The 23,634-nt window shown below is 72.9% G+C and carries 7 protein-coding genes; all 7 read left to right on the plus strand.

The features are described from left to right. Nucleotides 1-269 precede the first annotated feature (269 nt). The 7 genes from ABZ693_RS05360 to ABZ693_RS05390 all read left to right on the plus strand — a co-directional run bounded on the left by ABZ693_RS05360 (nt 270) and on the right by ABZ693_RS05390 (nt 23,144). Nucleotides 270-8,915 (plus strand): SDR family NAD(P)-dependent oxidoreductase, encoded by an 8,646-nt coding sequence (locus ABZ693_RS05360; protein ID WP_359873576.1) that lies wholly within the window; start codon nt 270-272, stop codon nt 8,913-8,915. Beyond that, nucleotides 8,912-12,208 (plus strand): type I polyketide synthase, encoded by a 3,297-nt coding sequence (locus ABZ693_RS05365; protein ID WP_359873578.1) that lies wholly within the window; start codon nt 8,912-8,914, stop codon nt 12,206-12,208. The genes ABZ693_RS05360 and ABZ693_RS05365 overlap by 4 nt, the downstream gene beginning before the upstream one ends. Beyond that, complete coding sequence (locus tag ABZ693_RS05370) at nt 12,205-15,540, plus strand: non-ribosomal peptide synthetase (RefSeq protein ID WP_359873580.1); 3,336 nt, start codon at nt 12,205-12,207, stop codon at nt 15,538-15,540. The genes ABZ693_RS05365 and ABZ693_RS05370 overlap by 4 nt, the downstream gene beginning before the upstream one ends. Before the next feature lie 5 nt (nt 15,541-15,545). Beyond that, complete coding sequence (locus tag ABZ693_RS05375) at nt 15,546-21,293, plus strand: type I polyketide synthase (RefSeq protein ID WP_359873581.1); 5,748 nt, start codon at nt 15,546-15,548, stop codon at nt 21,291-21,293. Next, nucleotides 21,290-22,039, plus strand: coding sequence for a 3-oxoacyl-ACP reductase FabG (fabG, locus tag ABZ693_RS05380; protein ID WP_359873583.1), 750 nt, complete (start codon nt 21,290-21,292; stop codon nt 22,037-22,039). Before ABZ693_RS05375 ends, fabG begins: the two co-directional genes overlap by 4 nt. A 60-nt stretch (nt 22,040-22,099) precedes the next feature. Next, a complete protein-coding gene (locus ABZ693_RS05385) occupies nt 22,100-22,297 on the plus strand; it encodes a ferredoxin (RefSeq protein ID WP_359873585.1) in 198 nt (65 codons plus the stop codon). Nucleotides 22,298-22,361: 64 nt separating this feature from the next. Beyond that, entirely contained in the window at nt 22,362-23,144 is a 783-nt protein-coding gene (locus ABZ693_RS05390) for a thioesterase II family protein (RefSeq protein WP_359873587.1), read from the plus strand. Nucleotides 23,145-23,634: the final 490 nt, after the last annotated feature.

The raw sequence follows: 23,634 nt of genomic DNA on the forward strand, positions 1-23,634 counted from the left end.
CGGGTCAACAGACCCCGTTGGATGCTTCTGGGCGCGCAGCGGAAAAGGGCGGGAAACCCTGACCGGCGTATCGGTGAGAAATCCCCCAGAACCTCTCCGAAATCGCTTCAGGTGATCTTTCCGGCCGGAAAACGGCCTCTCCACTCCGAGCTCCACGATGAGCTCGTGGAAACACCTCACGCATTCACTCGCGCATGTCCACGGATTGAGAGGACGGTCGGATGCCGGGCCGGGACGCACGATCACTTGTCGATCATTTCCGCACAGTCTTGGGCGAGCATTCACAGGAGCAGATCTTCCGCTTCCTGGTGGACGGCACAGGAGACCCCCAGACCCTCGGCAACGCCGACCTCGATCTGCGGGCCCGTTCGATAGCCGCGACACTGCAGGAACGCTTCCCCGTCGGGGAACGCGCCCTGATCATGTGCCCGGCCGGACTCGACTACGTCACCTCGTTCTTCGCCTGTCTGTACGCCGACATCATCGCCGTGCCCGTCTACCCGCCGGACCCGGCGTTCCCGATGCGCACGCTGCCGCGTCTGGTCGCCATCGTGGAAGACGCGAAGCCTTCGGTGGTGCTCGCGCCGGCCGAGACGGTGGCCCTCGTCGAACGCTTCGCCGAACACGCCCCGGTGCTCCGTGAGATCGCCTGGGTGGCCGTCGACGACATCGACACCACAGCCGCCGACAGCTGGCGTCACCCCGGCACGACCCGTGACGACCTCGCCTTCCTCCAGTACACCTCCGGGTCGACCAACATCCCCAAGGGGGTGATGGTCAGCCACGGCAACCTGATGCACAACATCTCCGGGATCCACCGGCAGTTCTTCGGCGACGACCTCCGTCAGCACATGGTCAGCTGGCTGCCGCCGTTCCATGACTTCGGCCTCATCATGGGCCTGCTCACCCCTGCCTACGGCGGGTTCCCGGTCACCTTCATGTCGCCCTACTCCTTCCTGAAGCGGCCGCTGCGCTGGCTGCGCGCGATCTCCGACACCCGGGCCACCGCGAGTCCCGCCCCGAACTTCGCCTTCGACCTCGCCGTCGCCAAGGTGACCGAGGAGGACCGCCGGTCCCTGGACCTGAGCAGCTGGCGCATGGCCATCAACGGCGCCGAGCCCGTGCGCAAGGTCACCATGGACCGCTTCTCCGCGGCCTTCGCCGGCTGCGGCTTCCGGCCCACCACGCATGCGCCGTCCTACGGTCTGGCCGAGGCCACCCTCGCGGTCTCCACCGGGATCCCGGCCGCCGCGCCCGTCCTGCGTGATCTGGATGCCGAGGCGCTCCTGACAGGCGTGGCCGAGGACGCCGCGCCGGGCGATGCCAAGCGCAACCTGCCCAGCTGCGGCTTCTCCCTGCACGACCAGAAGATCGTGATCGTGGACCCGCAGACGCACTCCGTGCGGCCCGACGGCCGGGTCGGGGAGATCTGGTTGGCGGGGCCGAGCGTCGCGCGCGGCTACTGGCACCGGCCCGAGGTCACCGAGGAGGTCTTCGGGGCCCGCCTCGACACCGGCGAAGGACCGTTCCTGCGCACCGGTGACCTCGGATTCGCCGACGGTGGGCAGCTTTACGTCACCGGACGCATCAAGGACCTCGTCATCGTCGCCGGCCGCAACCACTACCCGCAGGACATCGAGCGCACCGTCGAGAGCGTCGACCCGGGCCTGCGCCAGGGATGCGGCATCGCCGGCGCCCGCGAGATCGACGGCGAGGAACGGCTGATCATCATCCAGGAATACCGCGGCAGCCACACTCCCGAGACCAGCGCCCAGGTCATCGCGGCCATCCGTGCCGAGGTCACCCGCGAGCACGGACTGCCGCCGTACATCGTCGCCCTGGCCCGTACCGGGACGGTCCCGAAGACCTCCAGCGGCAAGCTCCAGCGCGCGGCCTGCATGGACGCCCTCCTGAGCGGCGCCTTCGAGTCGATCGCGCTGTGGTGCGCGGACGGGTCCGCGACGGCCCACAAGACGCAGCGGGCATCCACCGAGCGGCAGACGGCCGCGCAGCCGGCGCCTGGCTCCAGCGACATCGAACGGTGGCTGCGCGAGGCGCTGGCCGTCGCCGCCGAACGGCCCGTCGAGGCTGTCGACCCGGATATGCCGTTCGCCGACTACGGACTGCGGTCGATCGAACTCGTCGCCATGCTCGGCGAGTTGGAGGCTCGCCTGGGGAGAAAGCTGCAGCCCGGCATCGTCTGGGAGTACCCCACCGCCGCCAAGCTCGCCCTGTATCTGGCGGGAGAGGCGGGAGGACCCGCAAGGCCGGCCGCGCTCGCGGCGGTCGACGAGCCGGCCACCACGCTCACCGGGCCGGTGCCCGCGGCCGGGACCTCCACGCCGCCGCGGCCGCAGCCCTCCGACGCCGACGAGCCGATCGCCATCATCGGCATCGGCTGCCGCTTCCCCGGCGGCGTCGACGGGCCCGACAGCTTCTGGCAGTTGCTGACCGAGGGCCGCGACGCGGTGACCGAGGTGCCTGCCGACCGGTGGAACGCCGAGGAGTTCTACGACGAGGACGCGGCTGTTCCGGGCCGCACGGTCAGCCGCTGGGGCGGGTTCGTGGACAACGCCGACCGCTTCGACGCCGGATTCTTCGGCATCTCCCCGCAGGAAGCCTCCCGCATGGACCCGCAGCAGCGTCTGCTGGCGGAGGTCTCCTTCGAGGCTCTGGAGAACGCCGGCGTCCCCACGGGTTCACTGTCCGGCTCCCAGACCGGCGTGTTCGTCGGCATCTCCAGCTTCGACTACGGCACCGCTCAGCTGAACGACCTCGACACCATCGACGCGTACACCGGAAGCGGCAGCGCGCTGAGCATCGCCGCGAACCGTCTCTCGTACCTCCTCGACCTGCACGGTCCGAGCATGGCCGTCGACTCGGCCTGCTCCTCCTCGCTGGTGGCGGTGCTCCAGGCGTGCGCGAGCCTGGCCCGCGGCGACTGTGACCTCGCCCTGGCCGGCGGCGTCAACCTCGTCCTCTCCCCCGCCTTCGCCATCAACTTCACCAAGGCCGGAGCGATGTCCGCCGACGGCCGCTGCAAGCCCTTCGACGCAAGCGCCGACGGCTACGTGCGCTCCGAAGGCGCCGGCGTCGTGATCCTCAAGCCGCTCAGCCGGGCGCTGGCCGACGGCGATCCCGTGCACGCGGTGATCCGGGGTGGAGCCGTGAACCAGGACGGTGCGAGCAACGGCCTGCTGGCGCCCAACCCGAAGGCCCAAGAGGCCGTGCTGCGGTCCGCCTACGCGAAGGCCAAGGTGCGCGCCGGCGACATCGGCTACGTCGAGGCCCACGGCACCGGCACCATGCTCGGCGACCCCATCGAGGCCAAGGCGCTGGGTGCCGTGCTCGGCGACGACCGCCCGTCGAACACCCCGTGCCTGATCGGCTCGGTGAAGTCCAACCTCGGCCACATGGAGTCCGCGGCGGGCATCGGCGGCCTGATCAAGACCGCCCTGATGGTCCGGCACCGCACCGTGGTGCCGACGCTGCACTACCGCGAGCCCAACCCGCACATCCCCTTCGCCGAGCTGCCCGTGCGGGTCGCCGACGCGCTGGGGCCCTGGCCCACCACCGGCGTGGCCCTCGCGGGCGTCAGTTCCTTCGGGTTCGGCGGCACCAACGCCCACCTCGTGGTGGAGGAGCCGCCGCCGGCCACGGCACCGGGCCAGGCCGTCGCCGAAGGCACCGTCCTGCTGACCGTCTCGGCCCGGGACGGACAGGCCCTGCGCGAGCTGGCCGCACGCTACGAGGACCGGCTCGCCGACGACGCCCCCGTGCGCGCGCTCGCCCAGGCCGCCGCCGTCCGCCGGACCCATCACGAGCACCGGCTCGCCTGCACCGGCGCCTCGGCAGCCGAACTGCGCGCCGCACTGGCCGCGTTCCGGGGCGGCGAGGACGTTCCCGGCCTCAGCTCCGGGGTGCGTCAGGCCGGACTGCGCTCCAAGCCGGTGTTCGTCTTCGCCGGGCAGGGACCTCGCTGGTGGCCACTGGCCGCCGATCTGCTGTCCGGCGACCTCGCCGGTGAGCAGGCGTTCCGCGCTATCCTGGAGCGGGCCGACGCGCTGCTGCGCCGGCACACCGACTGGTCTCTGCTGGACCAGCTGGCAGCCGACCCCTCGGAGTCCCGGCTGTTCGACACCGCCGTCGGCCAGCCGGCCCTCACCGCCGTCCAGATCGCGCTGGCCTCGCTGTGGCGGTCGTGGGGCATCGAGCCCGCCGCCGTCGTCGGTCACAGCGTCGGCGAGATCGCCGCCGCACAGGTCGCGGGCGCGATCTCGCTGGAGGACGCCCTCCTGATCGCCCTGTACCGCGGCACCGCCCTGCGCGCCGCGACCGGCAAGGGCCGGATGGCGGTCGCCGGCGTCTCCCTGGAGACGGCCCGCACCCTGCTGGCCGAGCGCGACCCGGGGCAGGTATGGATCGCCGCCGCCAACAGCCCGAACACCACCGTGTTCTCCGGCGACGAGGCCGCCGTGGAGGCCTTCGCCAAGGCGCTCACGAACGGGGGCCTGTACTGCAAGGTCCTGGAGTCCGTCGAGTTCGCCTCGCACTGCCCGCTGATGGAGCCCGTCGCCGCCTCGCTGGGGACGACGCTCGCCGCCCTGCGCCCTGTCGCGACCACCGTCCCGATGATCTCCACGGGCACCGGCGAGATCGTCCCGGGGCACCGGCTGGACGCCGCCTACTGGGCGGCCAACCTCACCCGGCCCGTACTGTTCGACACGGCCGTCACCGCCCTCGTCGACTCCGGGCACACGATGTTCGTCGAGGTGTCACCGCACCCGATGCTCACCGACGCCGTCACCGAGCGCCTCGCGACCTACGACGCCGGCCTCGTCGCCGTCTCGTCGCTGCGCCGGGACCAGTCGGGGCGCGCCACGGTCCTCGGCGAGCTCGGCCGCCTCTACGCCGCGGGCCACCAGATCGACTTCACCCGGGTGCACGGCCCGGCCGGTCCCATGGTCGACCTGCCCGGCTACCCCTGGCAGCGCACACGTGCCTGGTACGAGGAACGCCCGGGGCGCCGGACCGCACACCGCGGGCACCCGGTCCTGCGGGAGCGGACCGTATCGGCACTGCCGCCGCACGCCGTCCACTGGTCGGCGCCCGTGGACCTCACCGAGTTCCCGTACCTGACGGATCACCGGGTAGGCGGCAGCCCGGTGCTGCCGGCCGCGCTGGTGCTCGACGCCGCGCTCGCCGCGGCCCGGACACACCTGGGTGCCGACGCCTCCCTCGACGACATCGCGTTCACGCGGCTCACCGTGGTCCCCGACCAGGCCGACGAGGCCACCCTGCAGCTCGTCCTGCTCCCCGGCACCGCCGACACCGCGTCGGTGCGTCTGTTCACCCGTGCCGGCGCGGACGAGGAGTGGACCGAGGCGGCGCGGGCGGGCCTGCGCCGGTCCGCCCCGGGCCGCGCGGCCGAACCGCTGGACGCCGTCCGGGCGCGCTGCACCGCCGCGGCCCCGGCCGGGGAGCACTACTCCGCCCTGCGCCGCGCCGGACTCGAGTACGGAGCCGCGTTCCAGGGGATCGACGCGCTGTGGCAGGGCCGTCGCGAAGCCGTCGCCCGGCTGCGCGAGCGCGCCGCCCTGACGTCCGACCGGGGGGCCCACCTCATCCACCCGGCCGTACTCGACAGCGCGCTGCAGGTCCTCGGCGCCGCTCTCGCCGCCCAGGAAGCGCCGCTCGACGCCACGTACGTGCCGGTCGCGGCAGGCGGCTTCCGTCTCTTCACCGAACACGCCGAACCGCTCTGGGCGCACGCCCGTGTCACCGTGGCGGAGCCCGGGGCGGTGGCGATCACCGGCGCCCACGTCGTCCTGTACGACGCCAAGGGCACGGCCGTCGGCGAGGTCACCGACATCACGCTGCGGCGCCTGGAGCGGGCCGAGGACACGGACCCGGTCGGCGAGTCCCTGCTGGACCTCTCCTGGCGCCCCGCGCCGGCCGACACCGCGACGGCGCCCCGGCCGCCGGGGACCTGGCTGCTGTTCACCGACGCCGGTGGCACCGCGGCCGGCCTCGCCGAAGGCCTGCGGGCGCGCGGCGCCGAGTGCCTCACCGTCTCCGCGGGCACGGCCTTCCGGAAGGTGGACAAGGACCGCTATGAAGTCGGCCCCGAGCGTCGCGAGGACGCGGCCGCGCTGCTGGCCGACCTGGCGGCCTCGGACATCCGCCCGGACGGGATCGTGCACGCGGGGGCCCTGGACGTCACCCTGCCCGAGGACGTCGGTGCCGAGCGGTCGGCCGCCGCGTACGACGCGGTCTGCCTGCCGGTGCTCCACCTGGTGCAGGAACTGGCCCGGGCGGGGCAGGATCCGGCGCCCCGTCTGGTGCTGCTCACGCGCGGTGCCCAGCGGGCCGCCGAAGGCGACGCGCTCGCGGTCGGGCAGGCACCGCTGTGGGGTCTGGCCCGGGTGATCGGACTGGAGCACGCCGAGCTGCGGACCACCCTCGTCGACCTGGACCCGGCGGGTGCCCCGGACGAGAGCGCTCCGCTCCTCGCCGAGGTGCTGCGCTCCGGCGAGGACGACCAGGTCGCGCTGCGCGGCGGCGTGCGCCTGACGCCCTCGCTCCAGCCGTGGCGCCCCGTCGGCCGGCCGGGTCCGGACGCTCGTCCCGCCTGGACCTTCGACGCCACCCGTGACGGCAACCACCAGCTGCTCGCGAGCCGCCCCGGCAGTCTCTCCAGCCTCCGCCCGACCTGGCGGGACCGCACGCCGCCGGGCCCTGGCCAGGTGGAGATCGAGGTCACGGCCGCGGGCCTGAACTTCAGTGACGTCCTCAAGGCTCTCGACTCCTACCCCGGGGCCGATGGCGTCGTTCCGCTCGGCGCCGAGTGCGCCGGCCGGATCAGTGCCGTGGGCGAGGGTGTGGGCGCATACCGGGTCGGCGACCGGGTGGTCGCCGCCGGGCCGGGCAGCATGAGTGCCTTCGCCACGTTCGACGTCCGTCTGGTGGCCGCGGCCCCGGCGTCCCTCGACGACGAGCAGGCCGCCGCCGTGCCGATCGCGTTCCTGACCGCCCTGCACGGCTTGGAGCACCTGGCCCGGCTCGGCGCGGGCGAGAGCGTGCTCGTCCATTCCGCGACCGGCGGCGTCGGACTCGCAGCCCTGCAGGTCGCCCGACGCCACGGCGCCCGGGTCTTCGCCACCGCCGGCACCCCGGCCAAGCGTGATCTGCTGCTCCGGCTCGGCGTCGAGCGGGTCTGGGATTCCCGCACACTCGACTTCGCCGACGGCATCCGTGAGGCGACCGGGGGCCGTGGGGTCGACGTGGTGCTGAACTCCGCCTCGGGTGAGGCCTTGGTGCGCTCCCTCCGGCTCGTGGCGCCCGGTGGCCGGTTCGTGGAGATCGGCAAGCGCGACATCCACGACAACAGCCACATCGGCCTGGAGTTCTTCAAGGGCAACCGCTCCTTCCTCGCCGTGGACCTGGAGCAGACCATCCGTGAGGAGCCGGAGCGGATCGCCCGGCTTCTCGGCGAGGTCCTCACGGGCTTCGAGCGCGGCGAGTTCACCGCGCTCCCCGTCACCACACACCCGTTCGCCGACGCCCGCACGGCCTTCACCGCGATGGCCAAGGCCCGGCACACCGGCAAGACCGTACTGGTGCCGGCAGCCGATGAGACCGTCACCACCGCGCCGGACGCCGCCCCGGTGCGCCCCTTCGGCACGTACCTGATCACCGGTGGTCTCGGCGCGCTCGGCCTGGAGACGGCCCGCTACCTCGTCGCGCGGGGCGCCCGCCACCTGGTCCTCGTCGGCCGCGGCGCTCCGGGACCGGACGCCGGGGCGGCCCTGACCGGCCTGCGGGAGCGGGCCGACGTGACCGTCGTCGCCGCGGACCTGTCCGACCAGGCCGCCGTGACCGGCCTGCTGGACCGGATCGACACCACCCTGCCGCCGCTGGCCGGCGTCGTGCATGCCGCGGGTGTGCTCGACGACGGCCTGCTGACCGGCCTGACCGCGGAGCGGTTCCGGGCCGTGGCCGGTCCCAAGTCGGCCGCGGCCTGGTACCTGCACCAGGCCACCACGCACCGCGAGCTGGACTTCTTTGTCATGTACTCGTCAGCCGCTGGCATCCTGGGCTCGGCGAGCCAGGGCAACTACGCCGCCGCCAGTGCCTTCCTCGACACCCTGGCGCACCACCGGCGCTCGCTCGGCCTGCCCGCGCTGAGCGTCGACTGGGGTCCGTGGGCGCGGATCGGTCTCGCCGCCCGCCCGGAGCGCGGCGGCGCGCTGGCCGCCCGCGGCATCGAGAGCATCTCCCCCGACGACGGCATCGCCGCGCTCGACCGGATCATCGGCGGCCCCGCCACCCAGGTGTGCGTACTGCCGCTGAACCGCGAGCGGCTCGCCGGCCACCACGGTGGCGGCCTCCTGCGCACCCTGGTCGACGGGACGGACACGAACGCCGGCCAAGCCGCAGGGCCGCAGGACGAGATCCGCCGCCGGATGCTCGCGATCGAGCCCGGCCGCCGCCGCGCGGCGGTACTGAGCGAGCACTGCCGGGCCGTGGCCGCGCGTCTGCTCGGCGCGGATTCCGCCCGGATCGACACCAGCGCTCCCCTCACGAGTACGGGTTTCGACTCGCTGCTCTCCCTGGAGCTGCGCAAGGCGCTCGGGACGTCGCTGGGAATCCAGCTGCCCTCCACGGTGACCTGGCGCTTCCCGACGCTCGATGCCCTGGTCCCCTACCTGGCGGACCGGATGGGAATCGCGCTGGAGGCCGGCAGCGCGCCGGGTCCGAAGGAGGCACCCGCCGCGCCGGTGCCGGTGCGGCCCACCGGTGTGGGCACCGACGCCGGTGACAGCCCGCCGGACCTCGACGCGATGTCCGTCGCCGAGCTCGAAGCACTTCTGACGGCCAAGACCACCCAGATCGACGAGGGGGCACAGCGATGACGTCACCAGGACAGACTCAGACCCAGGCCTCGGCCGAGACGCTCAAGCGCGCGTATCTGACGATGGAGCGCCTGCAGCGGCAGGTCCAGGAGTACGAGCGGGCCCGCTCCGAGCCGATCGCCATCGTGGGCACCGGCTGCCGCTTCCCCGGCGGGGTCACGGACACGGACTCGTACTGGCGGATGCTGGCCGAGGGTACCGACGCGGTGGGTGAGATACCCGCCGGCCGATGGGACCACGACGCGTTCTACGACGAGGAGGCCGGTGCGCCGGGGAAGATCTACACCCGGGCCGGCGCGTTCCTCGACGACCTGGAGTACTTCGACCACGACTTCTTCGGGATCTCCCAGCGCGAGGCCATCGCGATGGACCCGGCCCAGCGGCTCAGTCTGACGGTGTGCTGGGAGGCTCTGGAGGACGCGGGGCTGGCCCCGTCGAGCCTGGCGGGCAGCCGTACCGGCGTGTTCATGGGCGCGGCCTCCTGGGACTACATCACCGCCCAGCTGCGCCACCCCGACGAGGTCAGCGCGTACACCAGTTCCGGCTCGGCGGCCTCCTTCATCCCCGCCCGTATCGCCTATCTCCTCGATCTGCGTGGCCCGAACGTCGCCGTCGACACCGCCTGCTCCTCCTCGCTGGTGGCCGTCCATCAGGCCTGCCAGAGTCTGCGGCTCGGCGAGTGCGACACGGCGCTGGCCGGCGGGGTCAACGTGGTGCTGTCGCCCCTGCTGATGATCTCCCAGTCGCAGTTCGGCTCGGTCTCCCGGCAGGGCCGTGCCCGCACCTTCTCCGACGACGCCGACGGGTACGTACGCGGGGAGGGCGGCGGCGTCGTCGTCCTCAAGCGGCTGTCCGACGCACAGCGCGACGGAGACCGGATCCTCGCCCTCGTCCGGGGCGGCGCCGTGAACCAGGACGGCCGCAGCGCCGGAATCACCGCCCCCAACGGTGCCGCGCAGCGCGACGTGTTCCGGCGTGCCCTGGCCTCCGCCGGGGTGACGGCCGACCAGGTCGGCTACATAGAGACCCACGGCACCGGGACCAGGCTCGGTGACCCCATCGAGGCCGAGGCCCTTGCCGACGTGTACGGCCGCGACCACGGCTCGCCGCTCTACCTGGGCGCCGTGAAGACCAACCTGGGGCATCTGGAGGCCGCCGCGGGCATCGCCGGTCTCATCAAGGCGTCGCTGTGCCTGGAGCACGGTGAGATCCCGCCGAACCTGCACTTCACCCGGCTGAACTCCAACATCTCCTTCGCCGGCACCACCTTCGGTATCCCCACGGCCACGACCGCGTGGCCGCGGACCGAGGGCCGGCGGACGGCCGCGGTGAGCAGCTTCGGTCTGAGCGGCACCAACGCCCACCTGATCCTCGAACAGGCCCCGCCGGCGACACCGCCCGCCGAGGACACCCGCAGGCCCGTGTCCGTCCTGCCGCTGTCGGCGCGCAGCGAGAGCGCGCTCGCCGCGCTCGCCGGGCGCTACGCGGAGCGTCTGCGCACCGACGACACCGCGCTGGCGGACGTGGCGCACGCGGCGGGTACCGGCCGCTCGCACTTCCGTCACCGGCTGGCCGCCGTGGGAGCCACCCGCGCGGACATCGCCGGCCAGCTGGCCTCGTTCGCACGCGGCGAGGACGTTCCCGGCCTGGTCCAGGGCGAGGCCGACAACGGTGAAGTCGTGTTCCTCTTCACCGGCCAGGGCGCCCAGCGTCCGGGCATGGCGCGCGGCCTGTACGAATCCCAGCCCACCTTCCGCCGCGCGGTGGACGAGTGCGCCGGGATCCTGCGCCCGCTGCTCGACCGCCCGCTGCTCGAGGTCCTGTTCCCCGACGACCCCGACGACCGGCGGATCCAGGACACCGCCTACGCCCAGCCGGCCACGTTCGTCGTCGAGTACGCCATGGCCGAGCTGTGGCGGTCGTGGGGCATCACGCCCGCGGCCGTCCTCGGCCACAGCTTCGGCGAATGCGTCGCGGCGACCGTGGCGGGCGCGATGTCCCTGGCCGACGGGCTGGCCTTCGCGGTGGAACGGGCCCGGATCATCCAGGAGTTCTGCCTGCCGGGAACCATGGCCGCGATCTTCGCCTCCGAGGAGGAGGTCGCCGCCGAACTCGCCGCCCACCAAGGACGGATCGGCATCGCCGCGATCAATGGCCCCGCCAGCGTCGCCATCTCCGGTGGGCGTGAGCTCGTCGAGGCCGTGTGTGCCGCGTTCAGCGCCCGCGGTGTCAAGGCCAAGCAGCTCCACATCGCCTCGGCCGGGCACTCCCCGCTGATGGACCCGGTCATGGAGCCGTTGCGCCGCGCCGCGCAGAAGATCACCTTCCACGCTCCGCGCATCCCCCTGGTCTCCAACGTCACGGGCGAACTGTGGCCGTGGGACCAGGCGCCGGACCCCGAGTACTGGTCCCGGCACGTGCGCGGCACCGTCCGGTTCGCCGACGGCCTCGCCACCCTGCGGTCCATGGGCCACCGCACCTTCGTCGAGGTCGGCCCCGCCCCCACCCTCCTGGGCGTCATCAGCGACACGCTGCCCCCCGGCCACGAGGATCTGCTGCTGCCCAGCCTGCGCCCGGGGCACGACGACTGGGCGGTGCTCCTGCCGACGGTCGCCGAGCTGTACGCGGCCGGCGCCCCGGTCGACTGGTCGGGCTTCGACCGCGACTACACCCGGGCCCGGGTACCCGTGCCCACCTATCCCTTCGACCCGGTCCACTGCTGGCTGCCGGCCCGCCCGTGGGACGGCTCGGCCGCACCCGCCTGTGACGACACGGAGGAGGAGACCGGTTCCGCCGCCGCGCGCGGCCGTTCGTCCCGCGGCTCCCGCGGGGCGCGCCGCTCCTCGCGCGGGCGGCGGCGTACCGGCCGTATCCCGACGGCGGCCGAGCTGCTCGAACTGGACGAGTCGGCACGCCTGGAGACGCTGTACGAGCGGCTCGCACTCAGCGTCAAGGACGTGCTCGGCTCCGCCTCCACCGCGGTCGGCGTGGACGACCCGCTGACGAGCTTCGGCCTGGACTCGTTGATGGCGGCCGAACTGCGCAACGAGATCCAGAGCCGGCTCGGCCTGACCCTGCAGATCACCGTCTTCCTGGGCGGCGCGACCATCGCCGGCGTCGCCAGGGCCATCGTCGAGGAGCTCGCCGCGACCGGCGGCGGCTCCCCCGCGGACCCCACGCTCGGCGGTGTCGGCGCACCCGCTGCGATCCAGCGGGTGCCCCGTGCCGCCGATGCGGCGAGGGCACTGCTCGACGAGCTGGCCGGTGCCCCGGCCCAGCGGGACGAATCATGACCGACGACCTCGAACTCCGGCTGGCCGCCCTCTCACCCGAGGAGCGCGCCCGCTTCGACGCCCTGCTCGCCGAGCGCGTCGCCCAGGACGCGCGGGACACCTTCCCGCTGGCCGTCCTGCAGCGAGGCACCTGGTTCCTCGAACAGCTCAGACCCCGCAACCCCGGCTACATCGTGCCCGGTGCGGTCCGTATCGAGGGCCCTGTCGACACCGGTCTGCTGCGCGCGGCCATCGACGAGATCGTCCGCCGGCACGAGGCGCTGCGCACGACCTTCGAGACCCGCGACGGCGCCCCGGTGCAGGTCGTCCACCCGCGCCTGGACCTCGACATCCCGGAGACCGACCTCAGCGGCCCCGGATTCGCGGACGCCGACCGGCAGAAGTGGATCGACGCGGCACTCGCCGAGCCGTTCGACATCGACACGGGACCGCTGGTGCGGATCCGTCTGCTGCGCACCGGCCCCGAGCGGTCCGTACTCGTGGTCGCGATGCACCACCTCGTGTCCGACCGCTGGTCCCTCGGTGTCTTCCTGTCCGAACTGTCCGAGCTGTACGAGGCGTTCGGGTCGGGCAGCCCGTCCCCGCTGGCCGATCTCCCCATCCAGTACGGCGACTTCGCCACCTGGCAGCACGAGCAGCACACCGACGGTGGCTGGAAGCAGGGCCTGGCGTACTGGCGTGAGCATCTCGCCGGCGCGCCGGACTGCCTGAACCTGCCCACCGACCGGCCCCGACCGGCCGTCCAGGGCTTCAACGGCGGTTCCGTCCCGATCGATCTGCCGCCGGAGCTGATCGGCCGACTGGCGGCACTGGCCGGCCGCCACGGCGCCACCACGTACATGGCGCTGCTCGCGGTCTTCGACATCCTGCTGCACCGCCGGACGGGCCAGGACGACATCGTCGTCGGCGTTCCCACGGCGCTGCGCGGCAGGTCCGAGGTCGAGCCGCTCATCGGCTACTTCGTCAACACCCTCCCGATCAGGGCCGACCTGTCCGGCGATCCGGGTTTCACCACGATCCTCACCCGGGTCCGGGACGCCTGCCTGGGCGCGTACGCCCACCAGGAGGTCCCCTTCGAGCTGATCGTCACCGCCCTCGGCACCGCCCGTGACCTGAGCCGTCCTCCGGTGTACCAGGTCAGCTTCAGCTACGGCCGTGAGCCGGCGGTGGACCTCGCCCTCGGCGGGTCCCGCCTCATCCGGCTCCCGGTGCGCAGCGAGGGCGCCCGGTTCGATCTGGAATTCCAGGCGTTCGACACCGACGGCGGCGTCACGGGCTGGTTCGAGTACGACCGCGACCTGTTCGACGAGGACACCGTCGTCCGGCTCGCCGACGGCTTCCGCCGCCTGGTCGAGCAGATCCTCTCCCACCCCGAGACCCCCGTCGCCGCGCTGAACCCGCTGGATGCCGCGGAACGCCACCGCGTCGTCGAGGAGTGGAACGCCACCGAGCGCCAGTGGCCGGACGGTCTGGTGCACGAGATCATCGAGGAGCAGGCGCGCCGCACCCCGGACGGCGAAGCCGTCCGCTTCGAGGGCGTCTCACTCGGGTACGCGGAGCTGAACGAGCGGGCCAACCGTCTGGCGCACCTCCTGCGCGCCCGCGACGTGGGGCGTGACCGTCTGGTCGGCGTCGCCATGGAGCGTTCCCTCGACCTGCCGGTCGCCCTCCTGGCCGTACTCAAGGCCGGCGGCGCGTACGTTCCTCTCGACACCGGTCTGCCGGCCGCCCGGCTGGCCGCCATCGCCGAGGACGCCCGGCCGTCCGTCGTCCTCACGCACCGTCGTCTCGCCGCCGCCCTGCCCGAACTCGGCTGTCCTGTCGTGCGGCTGGAGGATCTGAGCGACGAACTGGCCGCGCAGCCCGCGCGGGACCCGGGCGTGGCCGTGGACGGCGAGGACCTGGCGTACGTCATCTTCACCTCCGGGTCGACAGGGCGGCCCAAGGGTGTGATGAACGTGCACGCCGCCCTGCGCAACCGGCTTCTGTGGATGCGGGACGAGTACGGCCTCGGCACCGGCGACCGCGTGCTGCAGAAGACTCCGTTCTCCTTCGACGTGTCGGTGTGGGAGTTCTTCTGGCCGCTGATGACCGGCGCCGTGCTCGTGATGGCGCGGCCCGACGGGCACCGGGACAGTTCCTACCTCGCCCGCACGATCGCCGCCGAGGGCATCACCACGCTCCACTTCGTACCCTCGATGCTGCGGCTCTTCCTGACCGAGCCACCGGAGCACTCGGCCGGCCTGCGCCGTGTCTTCTGCAGCGGCGAGGAGCTCTCGCGTGATCTCCACGACCGGTTCCTCGCCACGCACGGCGCCGAACTGCACAACCTGTACGGGCCCACCGAGGCCGCCATCGACGTCACCTTCTGGCACTGCCGTCCGCAAGACGACCGGCGCCCGGTGCCGATCGGCCGCCCCATCGCCAACACCCGCATGTACGTCCTGGACCGGCACGACCGCCCGGTCCCGGCCGGTGTTCCCGGTGAACTGTGCGTCGGCGGACGGGGGCTGGCCCGCGGGTACGTCAACCGCCCGGAGCTGACCGCCGAGCGGTTCACGGACGATCCGTTCGTGCCCGGGGCCCGGATCTACCGCACCGGCGACCTCGCCCGGCACCGCGGCGACGGCGCTCTGGAGTTCCTCGGTCGCCTCGATCATCAGGTCAAGCTCCGCGGCCAGCGCCTCGAGCCGGGCGAGATCGAGGCCGTGCTGACCCGGCACCCGGCGGTCCGCGAAGCGGTCGTGATCGCCCACGAGTCCGGCCCCGGCGATGTCCGCCTGGCCGCATACGTGACCGCGGCGGCCTCGAAGCCGCCCACGGCCGGGGATCTCACCGGTCATCTGCGCGAGCAGCTCCCCGAGTACATGGTCCCGTCCTTCTTCACCGTCCTCGGCGCCCTTCCGCTGACCCCGAGCGGGAAGACCGACCGCAAGGCCCTGCCCGCGCCGCGGCCCGGCCACGGCGATCCGGGCGCCCGGTACGTCGCCCCCGGGGCCGGCCTGGCGCAGGAGCTCGCGGGCCTGTGGCGCGACCTGCTCAAAGTGGAGCGGGTCGGATCCCGCGACAACTTCTTCGACCTGGGCGGACACTCGCTGCTCATGGCCGAGTTCCGGACCCGTCTGGCCACCACGACCGGTCGCGACGTGACCATGGTCGAGCTCTTCCAGCACCCCACGATCGAATCCCTCACCGCCTTCCTCGAAGGTGCCCGCAGCGAGCCCGGCGCCGCCGCGAGCGGCGCCCGGGAGCGCGCACAGAACCGACGTCATTCCCGTACGCGGCGGCAACAGGTGGCCGAACGCCGGACGTCCTCTCGCGGAGACAGGTGATCCACATGTCACAGCAGCATCACGGACCGGACCAGCAGCGCGAGCAGGACCAGGACCTCGACCGGATCGCCGTCGTCGGCATGGCGGGCCGCTTCCCGGGCGCCGACGACGTGGACGGCTTCTGGGACGGGCTCACGCAGGGGCGTGAGGGCATCACCGTCCTGACCGAGGAGGAGCTCGTCGCGTCCGGGGTCGACCCCGGGACGGCGGGCCACGACGGCTATGTCGGTGCCAAGGGTTCCCTGGCCGGCGCGGACCTGTTCGACGAGAAGTTCTTCGGGTACAGCCCGCGCGAGGCCGAGCTGCTGGACCCCCAGCATCGCGTCTTCCTCGAGTGCGCCTGGCATGCCCTGGAGTCGGCCGGGGTCGACCCGGGCCGGTTCGAGGGCCGGATCGGCGTCTTCGCGGGCGCGGGCCTGAACACGTACCTGTTGTCCAACCTCATGAACAACCAGCAGGTCCTGGACGCGTCCGGCATGTACCAGGTGATGCTCGCCTCGGACAAGGACTTCCTGGCCACGCGAGCCGCCTACAAACTCGGGTTCAAGGGGCCCGCGATCACCGTGCAGACGGCCTGCTCCACCTCGCTGACCGCGGTCCACCTCGCCTCGCAGAGCCTGCTCGACGGAGAGTGCGACATCGCTCTGGCCGGCGGGGTCTCGGTCAGCTCGCCGCTGCGGGGCGGCTATCAGTACGAGCCCGGCGGCATCCTCTCCCCCGACGGCACCTGCCGTGCCTTCGACGCGGACGCCCAGGGCACGGTGCCCGGCAACGGTGTCGGCATCGTGGTGCTGCGCCGCCTGAATGACGCGCGGGCCGACGGGGACCGCGTCGACGCGGTCGTCCTGGCCAGCGCGGTCAACAACGACGGCTCACTCAAGGCCGGCTACACCGCGCCGAGCGTCGACGGACAGGCCGAGGTCATCGCCGAGGCCCTGGCCCTCGCCGCCGTCTCCCCCGAGACCGTCGGCTACGTGGAGACCCACGGCACCGGCACGCCACTGGGCGACCCCATCGAAATCGCCGCCCTCACCCGTGCCCATCGCGCGGGCACCGACGCACAGGGCTACTGCGCGATCGGCTCGGTGAAGAGCAACATCGGCCATCTCGACGCCGCGGCCGGTGTGACCGGCCTGATCAAGGCGGTCCTCGCGCTGCGGCACGAGGCGATTCCTCCGACGCTTCACTGCGAACGCCCCAACCCTGCCCTGGAGTTGGACAGCAGTCCGTTCTTCGTGAACACGGAGCTGCGCCCCTGGCCCCGCGCGGGCCGGCCGCGCCGGGCCGGAGTCAGCTCCTTCGGTATCGGCGGCACCAACGTGCACGTCGTCCTGGAGGAAGCACCCCCCGAACAGCCGGACCGGCCCGCGCGGACCCCGGAGGACGGCGACACACCAGTGCGCCTGCTGCCGCTGTCCGCGAAGTCCGGCCCCGCGCTGGCCGAGGCGGCCGGGCTCCTGGCGGACCGTCTGGAGGGCGACGCCGGGGTGGACCTGGACGCCGTCGCCCACACCCTGGCCCAGCGCCGGACGCCGTTCGCCCACCGGGCCACCGTGGTCGCCCGTTCCACCGGCGAGGCGGTCACCGCGCTGCGCCGACTCGCCCGATCCGCTCCCGCCGCCCGCGCCACCGCGTCCGACGACGCTCCGGTCGCGTTCCTCTTCCCCGGCCAGGGCGCCCAGTACCCGGGCATGGCCCGGGACCTCTACGCGCGGGGCGGGGTGTTCGCCGAGGAGTTCGACCGCTGCGCGGAGCTGTTCGCACCACATCTGGGCGAGGATCTGCGCGCCCTGGTGTTCGCGGATGACTCCGCGAACACGGCCGACCGGCTGCGCCGGACCCGATTCGCCCAGCCCGCGCTCTTCTCGGTGGAATTCGCCCTGGCCCGGCTGTGGCAGTCGTGGGGCGCCACGCCGCGCGCGATGGCCGGGCACAGCATCGGCGAGTACGTCGCCGCCTGTCTGGCGGGCGTGTTCACCCTGCGGGACGCCGCCCGGCTGGTCGCCGCGCGGGGCCGGCTTGTCCAGGAGATGGCGCCCGGGGCCATGCTCAGCGTCTTCCTCTCCGGGCAGGAGACCTCCGCCCGGCTCGGCGAGGGCGAGGACCTCACGATCGCCGCCGTGAACTCCACGGAGCTCACCGTGGTCTCCGGGCCTGTGGAAGCGATCGACGCCCTGCAGCGGCGGCTCGGCGCCGAGGGCGTGGGCTGCCGCCGGCTGCACACCTCGCATGCCTTCCACTCGCCCGCCATGGACGCGGCCGTCGTTCCGTTCGTCGACCTGGTCCGTACCGTCACTCTGTCGGTCCCCGAGGTCCCGTTCCTGTCGAACGTCACGGGCACCTGGATCACCGACGAGCAGGCCACGGACCCCGAGTACTGGGGCACGCATCTGCGTCGGCCGGTGCGCTTCCGTGACGCCCTCGGCGCGCTTCTGGCCGACCCCGGGCTGGTGCTCCTGGAAGTCGGTCCCGGCCAGAACCTCGCCAACTTCGCCCGGGCCCATGGTGACTGGTCCACGAGCCGGACCGTCGTGGGCTCCCTTCGCCACCCCGGCGAGGACGTCACGGACGACGCCCACCTGCTCGCGCAGCTCGGCGCCGCCTGGGCCGTCGGCGTCGCCGTGGACTGGGAGGCGCTCCAGGGCCCGGCTCGGCACCGCCCAGTACGGCTGCCCGGATATCCGTTCCAGCGGCGCCGCTACTGGGTCGAGGCCACCGATCGCGCCCACGGCTCCCGGCCCGCCGTCACCTCGCAGGACGGCTGGTTCTCGACGCCCGGATGGCAGCGGCTCACCCTGCCGGCCCCGAGCGCCGGCACCGGGGACACCTGGGTCGTCCTCGGCGCCGGGCTCCCCCTCGGCGACGCACTCGCCGACCGGCTGGAGCGCGACGGCGACCCCGTCGTCCGCGTCGGCGCCGGCACCGCGCGGGAACAGACCGGCACGAACTCCTGGACCCTGGACCCCGCCGACCGCGACCACCTGTCCGCGCTCACCCGCTCCCTGGCCCTGCCTCCCCTCACGGACGGGGACGGGCGGCGCCTTCGCTTCGTCCACCTGTGGAGCACGGCGGACGGGGACATGGAGCCGTCGGCACCCGACGCGCAGCGGCTCGACGCCGCGCGGCGCACCGGGTTCGACAGCCTCCTCGCGCTGGCCCAGGCTCTCGGCGCCGAGAAGCCGGCCGTCCCGGTCACGGTCGACGTGCTGTGCCACGGCGTGTACGACGTCACCGGCGACGAGCCGCTGCTGCCCGAGCACGCCCTGCTGCTCGGCGCGGCCACGGTCATCCCTCAGGAGACGTCCGGCACCGCCTGCCGGATCCTGGACCTCACCCGTGCCGCCCTGGACACCCCGGGTGAGGATGCCGTCCGAGCCGTGCTCGCCGCCCTGGCCCAAGACGGTGGCGGAACCGAATTCGCCCTGCGCGGCCGGCACCTGTGGGCACGCGGCTTCGACCAGGTCGGCTGGATCGCCCCGGCGCCCGCCGACGGCACCGAGCACACCGGACTGCGCGACGGCGGCGTGTACCTCATCACCGGCGGCCTCGGCGGCCTCGGTCTGGCGCTCGCCGAGCAGATCGCCTCCACCGCCGACCGGCCGGTCCTCGGCCTGCTGGGCCGTTCCGACTTCGCGGCGCCCGCCGACTGGGACGCCCACCTGAGGGAACACGACGACGGCGACGCCGTCAGCATCCGGATCCGGCGGCTGCGGCACCTGGAGTCCCTCGGCGCCCGCGTGCTGGTGCTGCGGGCCGATGTCACCGACGAGAAACAGATGCGCCGCGCCGTCGAGGAACTGCGGGACGCGGCGGGTCCGTTGAACGGCGTCGTGCACGCCGCCGGGCTGCCCTCCCAGGGCCTGATCGTCACCAAGTCCCCGGCCGACGCCGGCGAGGTCCTGGCGGCCAAGACCCACGGGCTGATCGTCCTCGACACGGTCTGCGGCGCGGAGGACCTGGACTTCCTGCTGCTGTGCTCGTCCGTGAGCGCTGTCCTCGGCGGCCCCGGACAGAGCGACTACGCCGCCGCCAACGCGTTCCTCGACGCGTGGGCGCAGCACAAGCGCCGTGCCGGGCTGCCCGTCACCTCGGTCGGCTGGGACACCTGGCGGAACGTCGGCATGGCGGCCGGGCTGGAGAACCGGTTCGGCCTCGACTCCGGCACTCCGCTGACGGGCCACCCGCTTCTGAGGCGTCTGGTGCAGTCCACGTCCACCTCCCGCACGTACGCGACGGTGTTCAGCACAGAGGAGAGCTGGATCGTCGGCGACCACCGCATCCAGGGGCACGGGCTCGTACCGGGCACCGCCTATCTCGAACTCGTCCGGGCCGCGGTCGCCGAGCAGGCCGGCGGGCGGGACATCGAGATCGGTGACGTGCAGTACATGGTGCCGGTGGTCGTCCCCGACGGGCGGATCCGCGAGGTGTTCACCACCGTGGAGGAGCGTGACGGGAACTGGTCCTTCGCCGTGCGGAGCAAGTCCGGCTCGCCCGAGTCGGTGACCTGGACCGATCACGCGCGCGGCAGCGTGACCTTCCACGAGCCCGCCCCGAGGGTCGTCCGCGACCTGGCCGAGCTGCGCGACCGCTGCCAGGCCACCGAAGTGCTCGACACGGACGAGTCGATCAAGCTCGGGCTCGGGCTCGACCGGTTCGAGAAGGGCGGCCCGATCGAGTTCTCCTTCGGACCGCGCTGGCGGTGTATGAAGGAGATCCTGGTCGGCCCCGACCGGGTGATGGCCACGCTGCGGCTCGACGAGGAGTTCCACGGCGACCTCGACCACTACCTGCTGCACCCGGCTCTGCTCGACGCGGCCGGCGGCACCGCACGGGTCCACGCACCGGACACGTACTACCTGCCGTTCAGCTACCGCAGTCTGCGGGCCTTCCACGGCCTGACCAGCACCGTGCACGCCTACGTCGAGGTGAAGGGTGCGACGGACTCCGCAGGGGAGACCAGCACCTGTGACATCGAACTCCTCGCGCCGGACGGTCTGCTGCTGGCCCGGATCGGCGACTTCACCATCAAGCGGATCAACGACCCGGAGGGCCTGGGGCGACAGATCCTCGACGCCGTCGTGGCGCCCGAGGCGGACGAAGCCGGTGTCCAGGGGCACGGCGGGGTTCTGCGGACCCTGGCCGAGGGCATCAGCGAGCAGCAGGGCCAGGACGTCTTCGCCCGGCTCCTCGCGACGCCTGGTCTGCCCGCCCACCTCGTCGTCTCCCGGCGCGATCTCGCGGAACTGCGCGAGCTGGCCCGGTCCCTGACGCCGGAGCTGCTCGAACAGGAGATGGGACAGCTCTCGCTGCCCGGCGGCAGCCACCCGCGGCCGGATCTCGACACGCCGTACGTCGCTCCCCGCACCTCCCGGGAGCGAGAGATCGCCGAGGTGTGGCAGGAGGTGCTCGGTCTGGACCGGGTCGGTGTGGACGACGACTTCTTCGCCCTCGGCGGCCACTCCCTGGGCGCTGTGCAGATCAGCACCCGGCTCACGTCCCGCCTCGGTGTGGAGCTGGACCTGAGGGCCTTCTTCGAGCAGCCCACCGTCGCGTACACCGCCGGCCTGCTGGAGGCGGGCGCGGGCGCGCCGCCGCGGGCCGAGAGCGTCATCGAGGTGCTCAGCCGTGACGAGCCGGAGCCTGGCGTGGACCTGGAGCGACTCTCGGAGCTGTCCGACGACGAGGTGGAAGCGGCACTGCTCCGGCTGCTGGCGTCCGACGGCGCGCACCAGGACCAGGAGGACACGGAATGAGCGGGACCGACCGGGCCGGCGTGGCCCTGGTGGCGGGTGGATCGCGCGGCATCGGCCGCGCGGTCGCGCTGCGCCTCGCCGAGGACGGCTACGACGTGGCGGTGTGCTACGCCTCCGACAGCGCCGCCGCGACGAGCCTGAAGAAGGAGCTCGACGCGCTGGGCCGGGCGTCGTACGTGCGGCGGGCCGATGTCGGCGACAGCGTGGCGGTGGAGGAGTTCGTCGACGGGGCCGAGGAGGCCCTCGGCGCGGTGGACATCGCCGTGGCCTCGGCCGCCGTGCTGCGTGACGGCCCGTTGGCGGCGATGGAGGACGACGACTGGGCCGCCGTCCAGCGGGTGAACCTCGACGGCACCTACTACGTCTGCCGGACCGTCATCAACGGCATGATCGAGCGCCGGCGCGGCGCGATCGTGACGATGTCGTCCATCGCGGGACTGCACGGCAACGCCGGCCAGACCAACTACGCCGCCTCCAAGGCCGGGATCATCGGGTTCACCAAGTCGCTGGCCCGCGAGGTCGGCCGGTACGGGGTACGCGCCAACGTGGTCGTGCCCGGGTTCGTCGAGACGGATCCCGTCGCGGCGCTCCCGGACGAGGTGCGGGAACGGTTTCGTGAGCGCATCCCGCTGGGGCGGTTCGGCACGCCCCAGGAGATCGCCGGCCTCGTCGCGTACCTGCTCTCGCCCCAAGCCGCGTACATCACCGGCTCGGCCTTCCAGATCGACGGCGGGGTGGCCGTCTGACATCCGGCCCCACACACCCCACAGCGGCACCCATGACGGCTCCGGGACGGGGACACGACCTTGCAGATCCAGGCTGACACCCGACGGTGCGTCGGCGCGGGCATGTGCGCGCTGACCGCACCCGACCTCTTCGACCAGTCCGAACACGACGGGACCGTCGTCCTGCTACGGCCGGACGTGACCGGGCCGGAAGCGGCCGAAGCCGCACGCCACGCGGTGCACTGCTGTCCCTCGGGCGCCCTCACGCTGACCGACTGACCTGACGTCTCCCGGTGCGCGGAGCTCCGCCGCGCACACCGGCCTGACGAAGGAGGAACACCTCATGCAGAACCCCTGGTTCGCCCAGCGGGAACCGCGGGAGGAAGAGGGCGGGATACGCCTCTTCTGCCTCCCTTACGCGGGCGGCAGTGCCTCGGCCTACCGGGCCTGGTCCGGCCTGGCCCCTGACCGGGTGCGGGTGCATCCGCTGGAGCTGCCGGGCCGCGGCACTCGCTGGGGCGAGACCCCGGTGGCCAGGATGCCGCTGATGACCGAGTCGCTGGCCGAAGCACTCGCGAAGCGTCTGGACCGGCCCTACGCGTTGTTCGGCCACAGCATGGGTGCGCTCATCGCCTTCGAACTCACCCGGACCCTGCGGGCGAAGGGCCTGCCACTGCCCAGGCACCTGTTCGTCTCCGGCTCGAATGGGCCCGACCTGCCCCGCACCCGGCGGCCGATCCACACGGCGCCGGACACCGAGGTGGTGGAGGAGTTGCGCTTCCTCGGCGGCACGCCGGCCGAACTTCTGGAGGACCCCGCGCTGATGAAGCTGGTGCTGCCCGCACTGCGCGCCGATTTCTCACTCCTGGAGACGTACCGGTACCACGCGCAGTCTCCGCTGCCCGTGCCCATGACCGTGTTCGGAGGCGACCGCGACCCCCTGGTGAAGAGCGGACAGTTGCACCGATGGCTGCGTCAGACGAGCGCCGCCGGACGCCTGGAGATCCTGCCCGGCGAGCACTTCTTCCTGCACTCGGCCGCGGCCAGGATGCTGACGACGATCACCGAGGACCTGGCCCCGCTGGAGGCGCTGCCCGACCCCGCCGCGCAACGGGACGTGGTCTGACCGGCCCCTCCCGGTCTCTCCTCCTCCGGAACACGGCCCTTGAAGGAATCGTGACCGTTTCCACCGCCCGGCAGCCGGATCGTCTCCGTCGCCCACCGCCGGCCGAACCTGGACGACACCCTCACCGACCGCGCCGCCGCCTTCACCGCCTGGGTCGGGGAGTTCGGCGCCGCCCGCGGCATCCCCGAAGAGGTGGGATGCTCAGCGTCTCGCCCGGTTGCACCTCCAGCAGCGTCTTGCTCTTCGCCGCCACGCCTCACCGCCGTCCATGCCGATCCGCACCGCGGCGAGACCACCGCTACCGAAACCCCGGCCGTGCGCGCCTGGTCGGTCGGGCGCCACGCCGAACTCTCCGCGAACCCACCTGGGTTGCAACGGTCTCGCAACGTGGCATCGCGCAGACTCGATACCGACCGCCGGCCAGGGACGGCCGGCGCGGTCCGAGGGAGGCCACGCTCATGACCCGTTACGCCGCACCCGGCACCGAGGG

The sequence above is a fragment of the Streptomyces laurentii genome, assembly GCF_040635425.1.
Classification (GTDB): Bacteria; Actinomycetota; Actinomycetes; order Streptomycetales; family Streptomycetaceae; genus Streptomyces; species Streptomyces laurentii.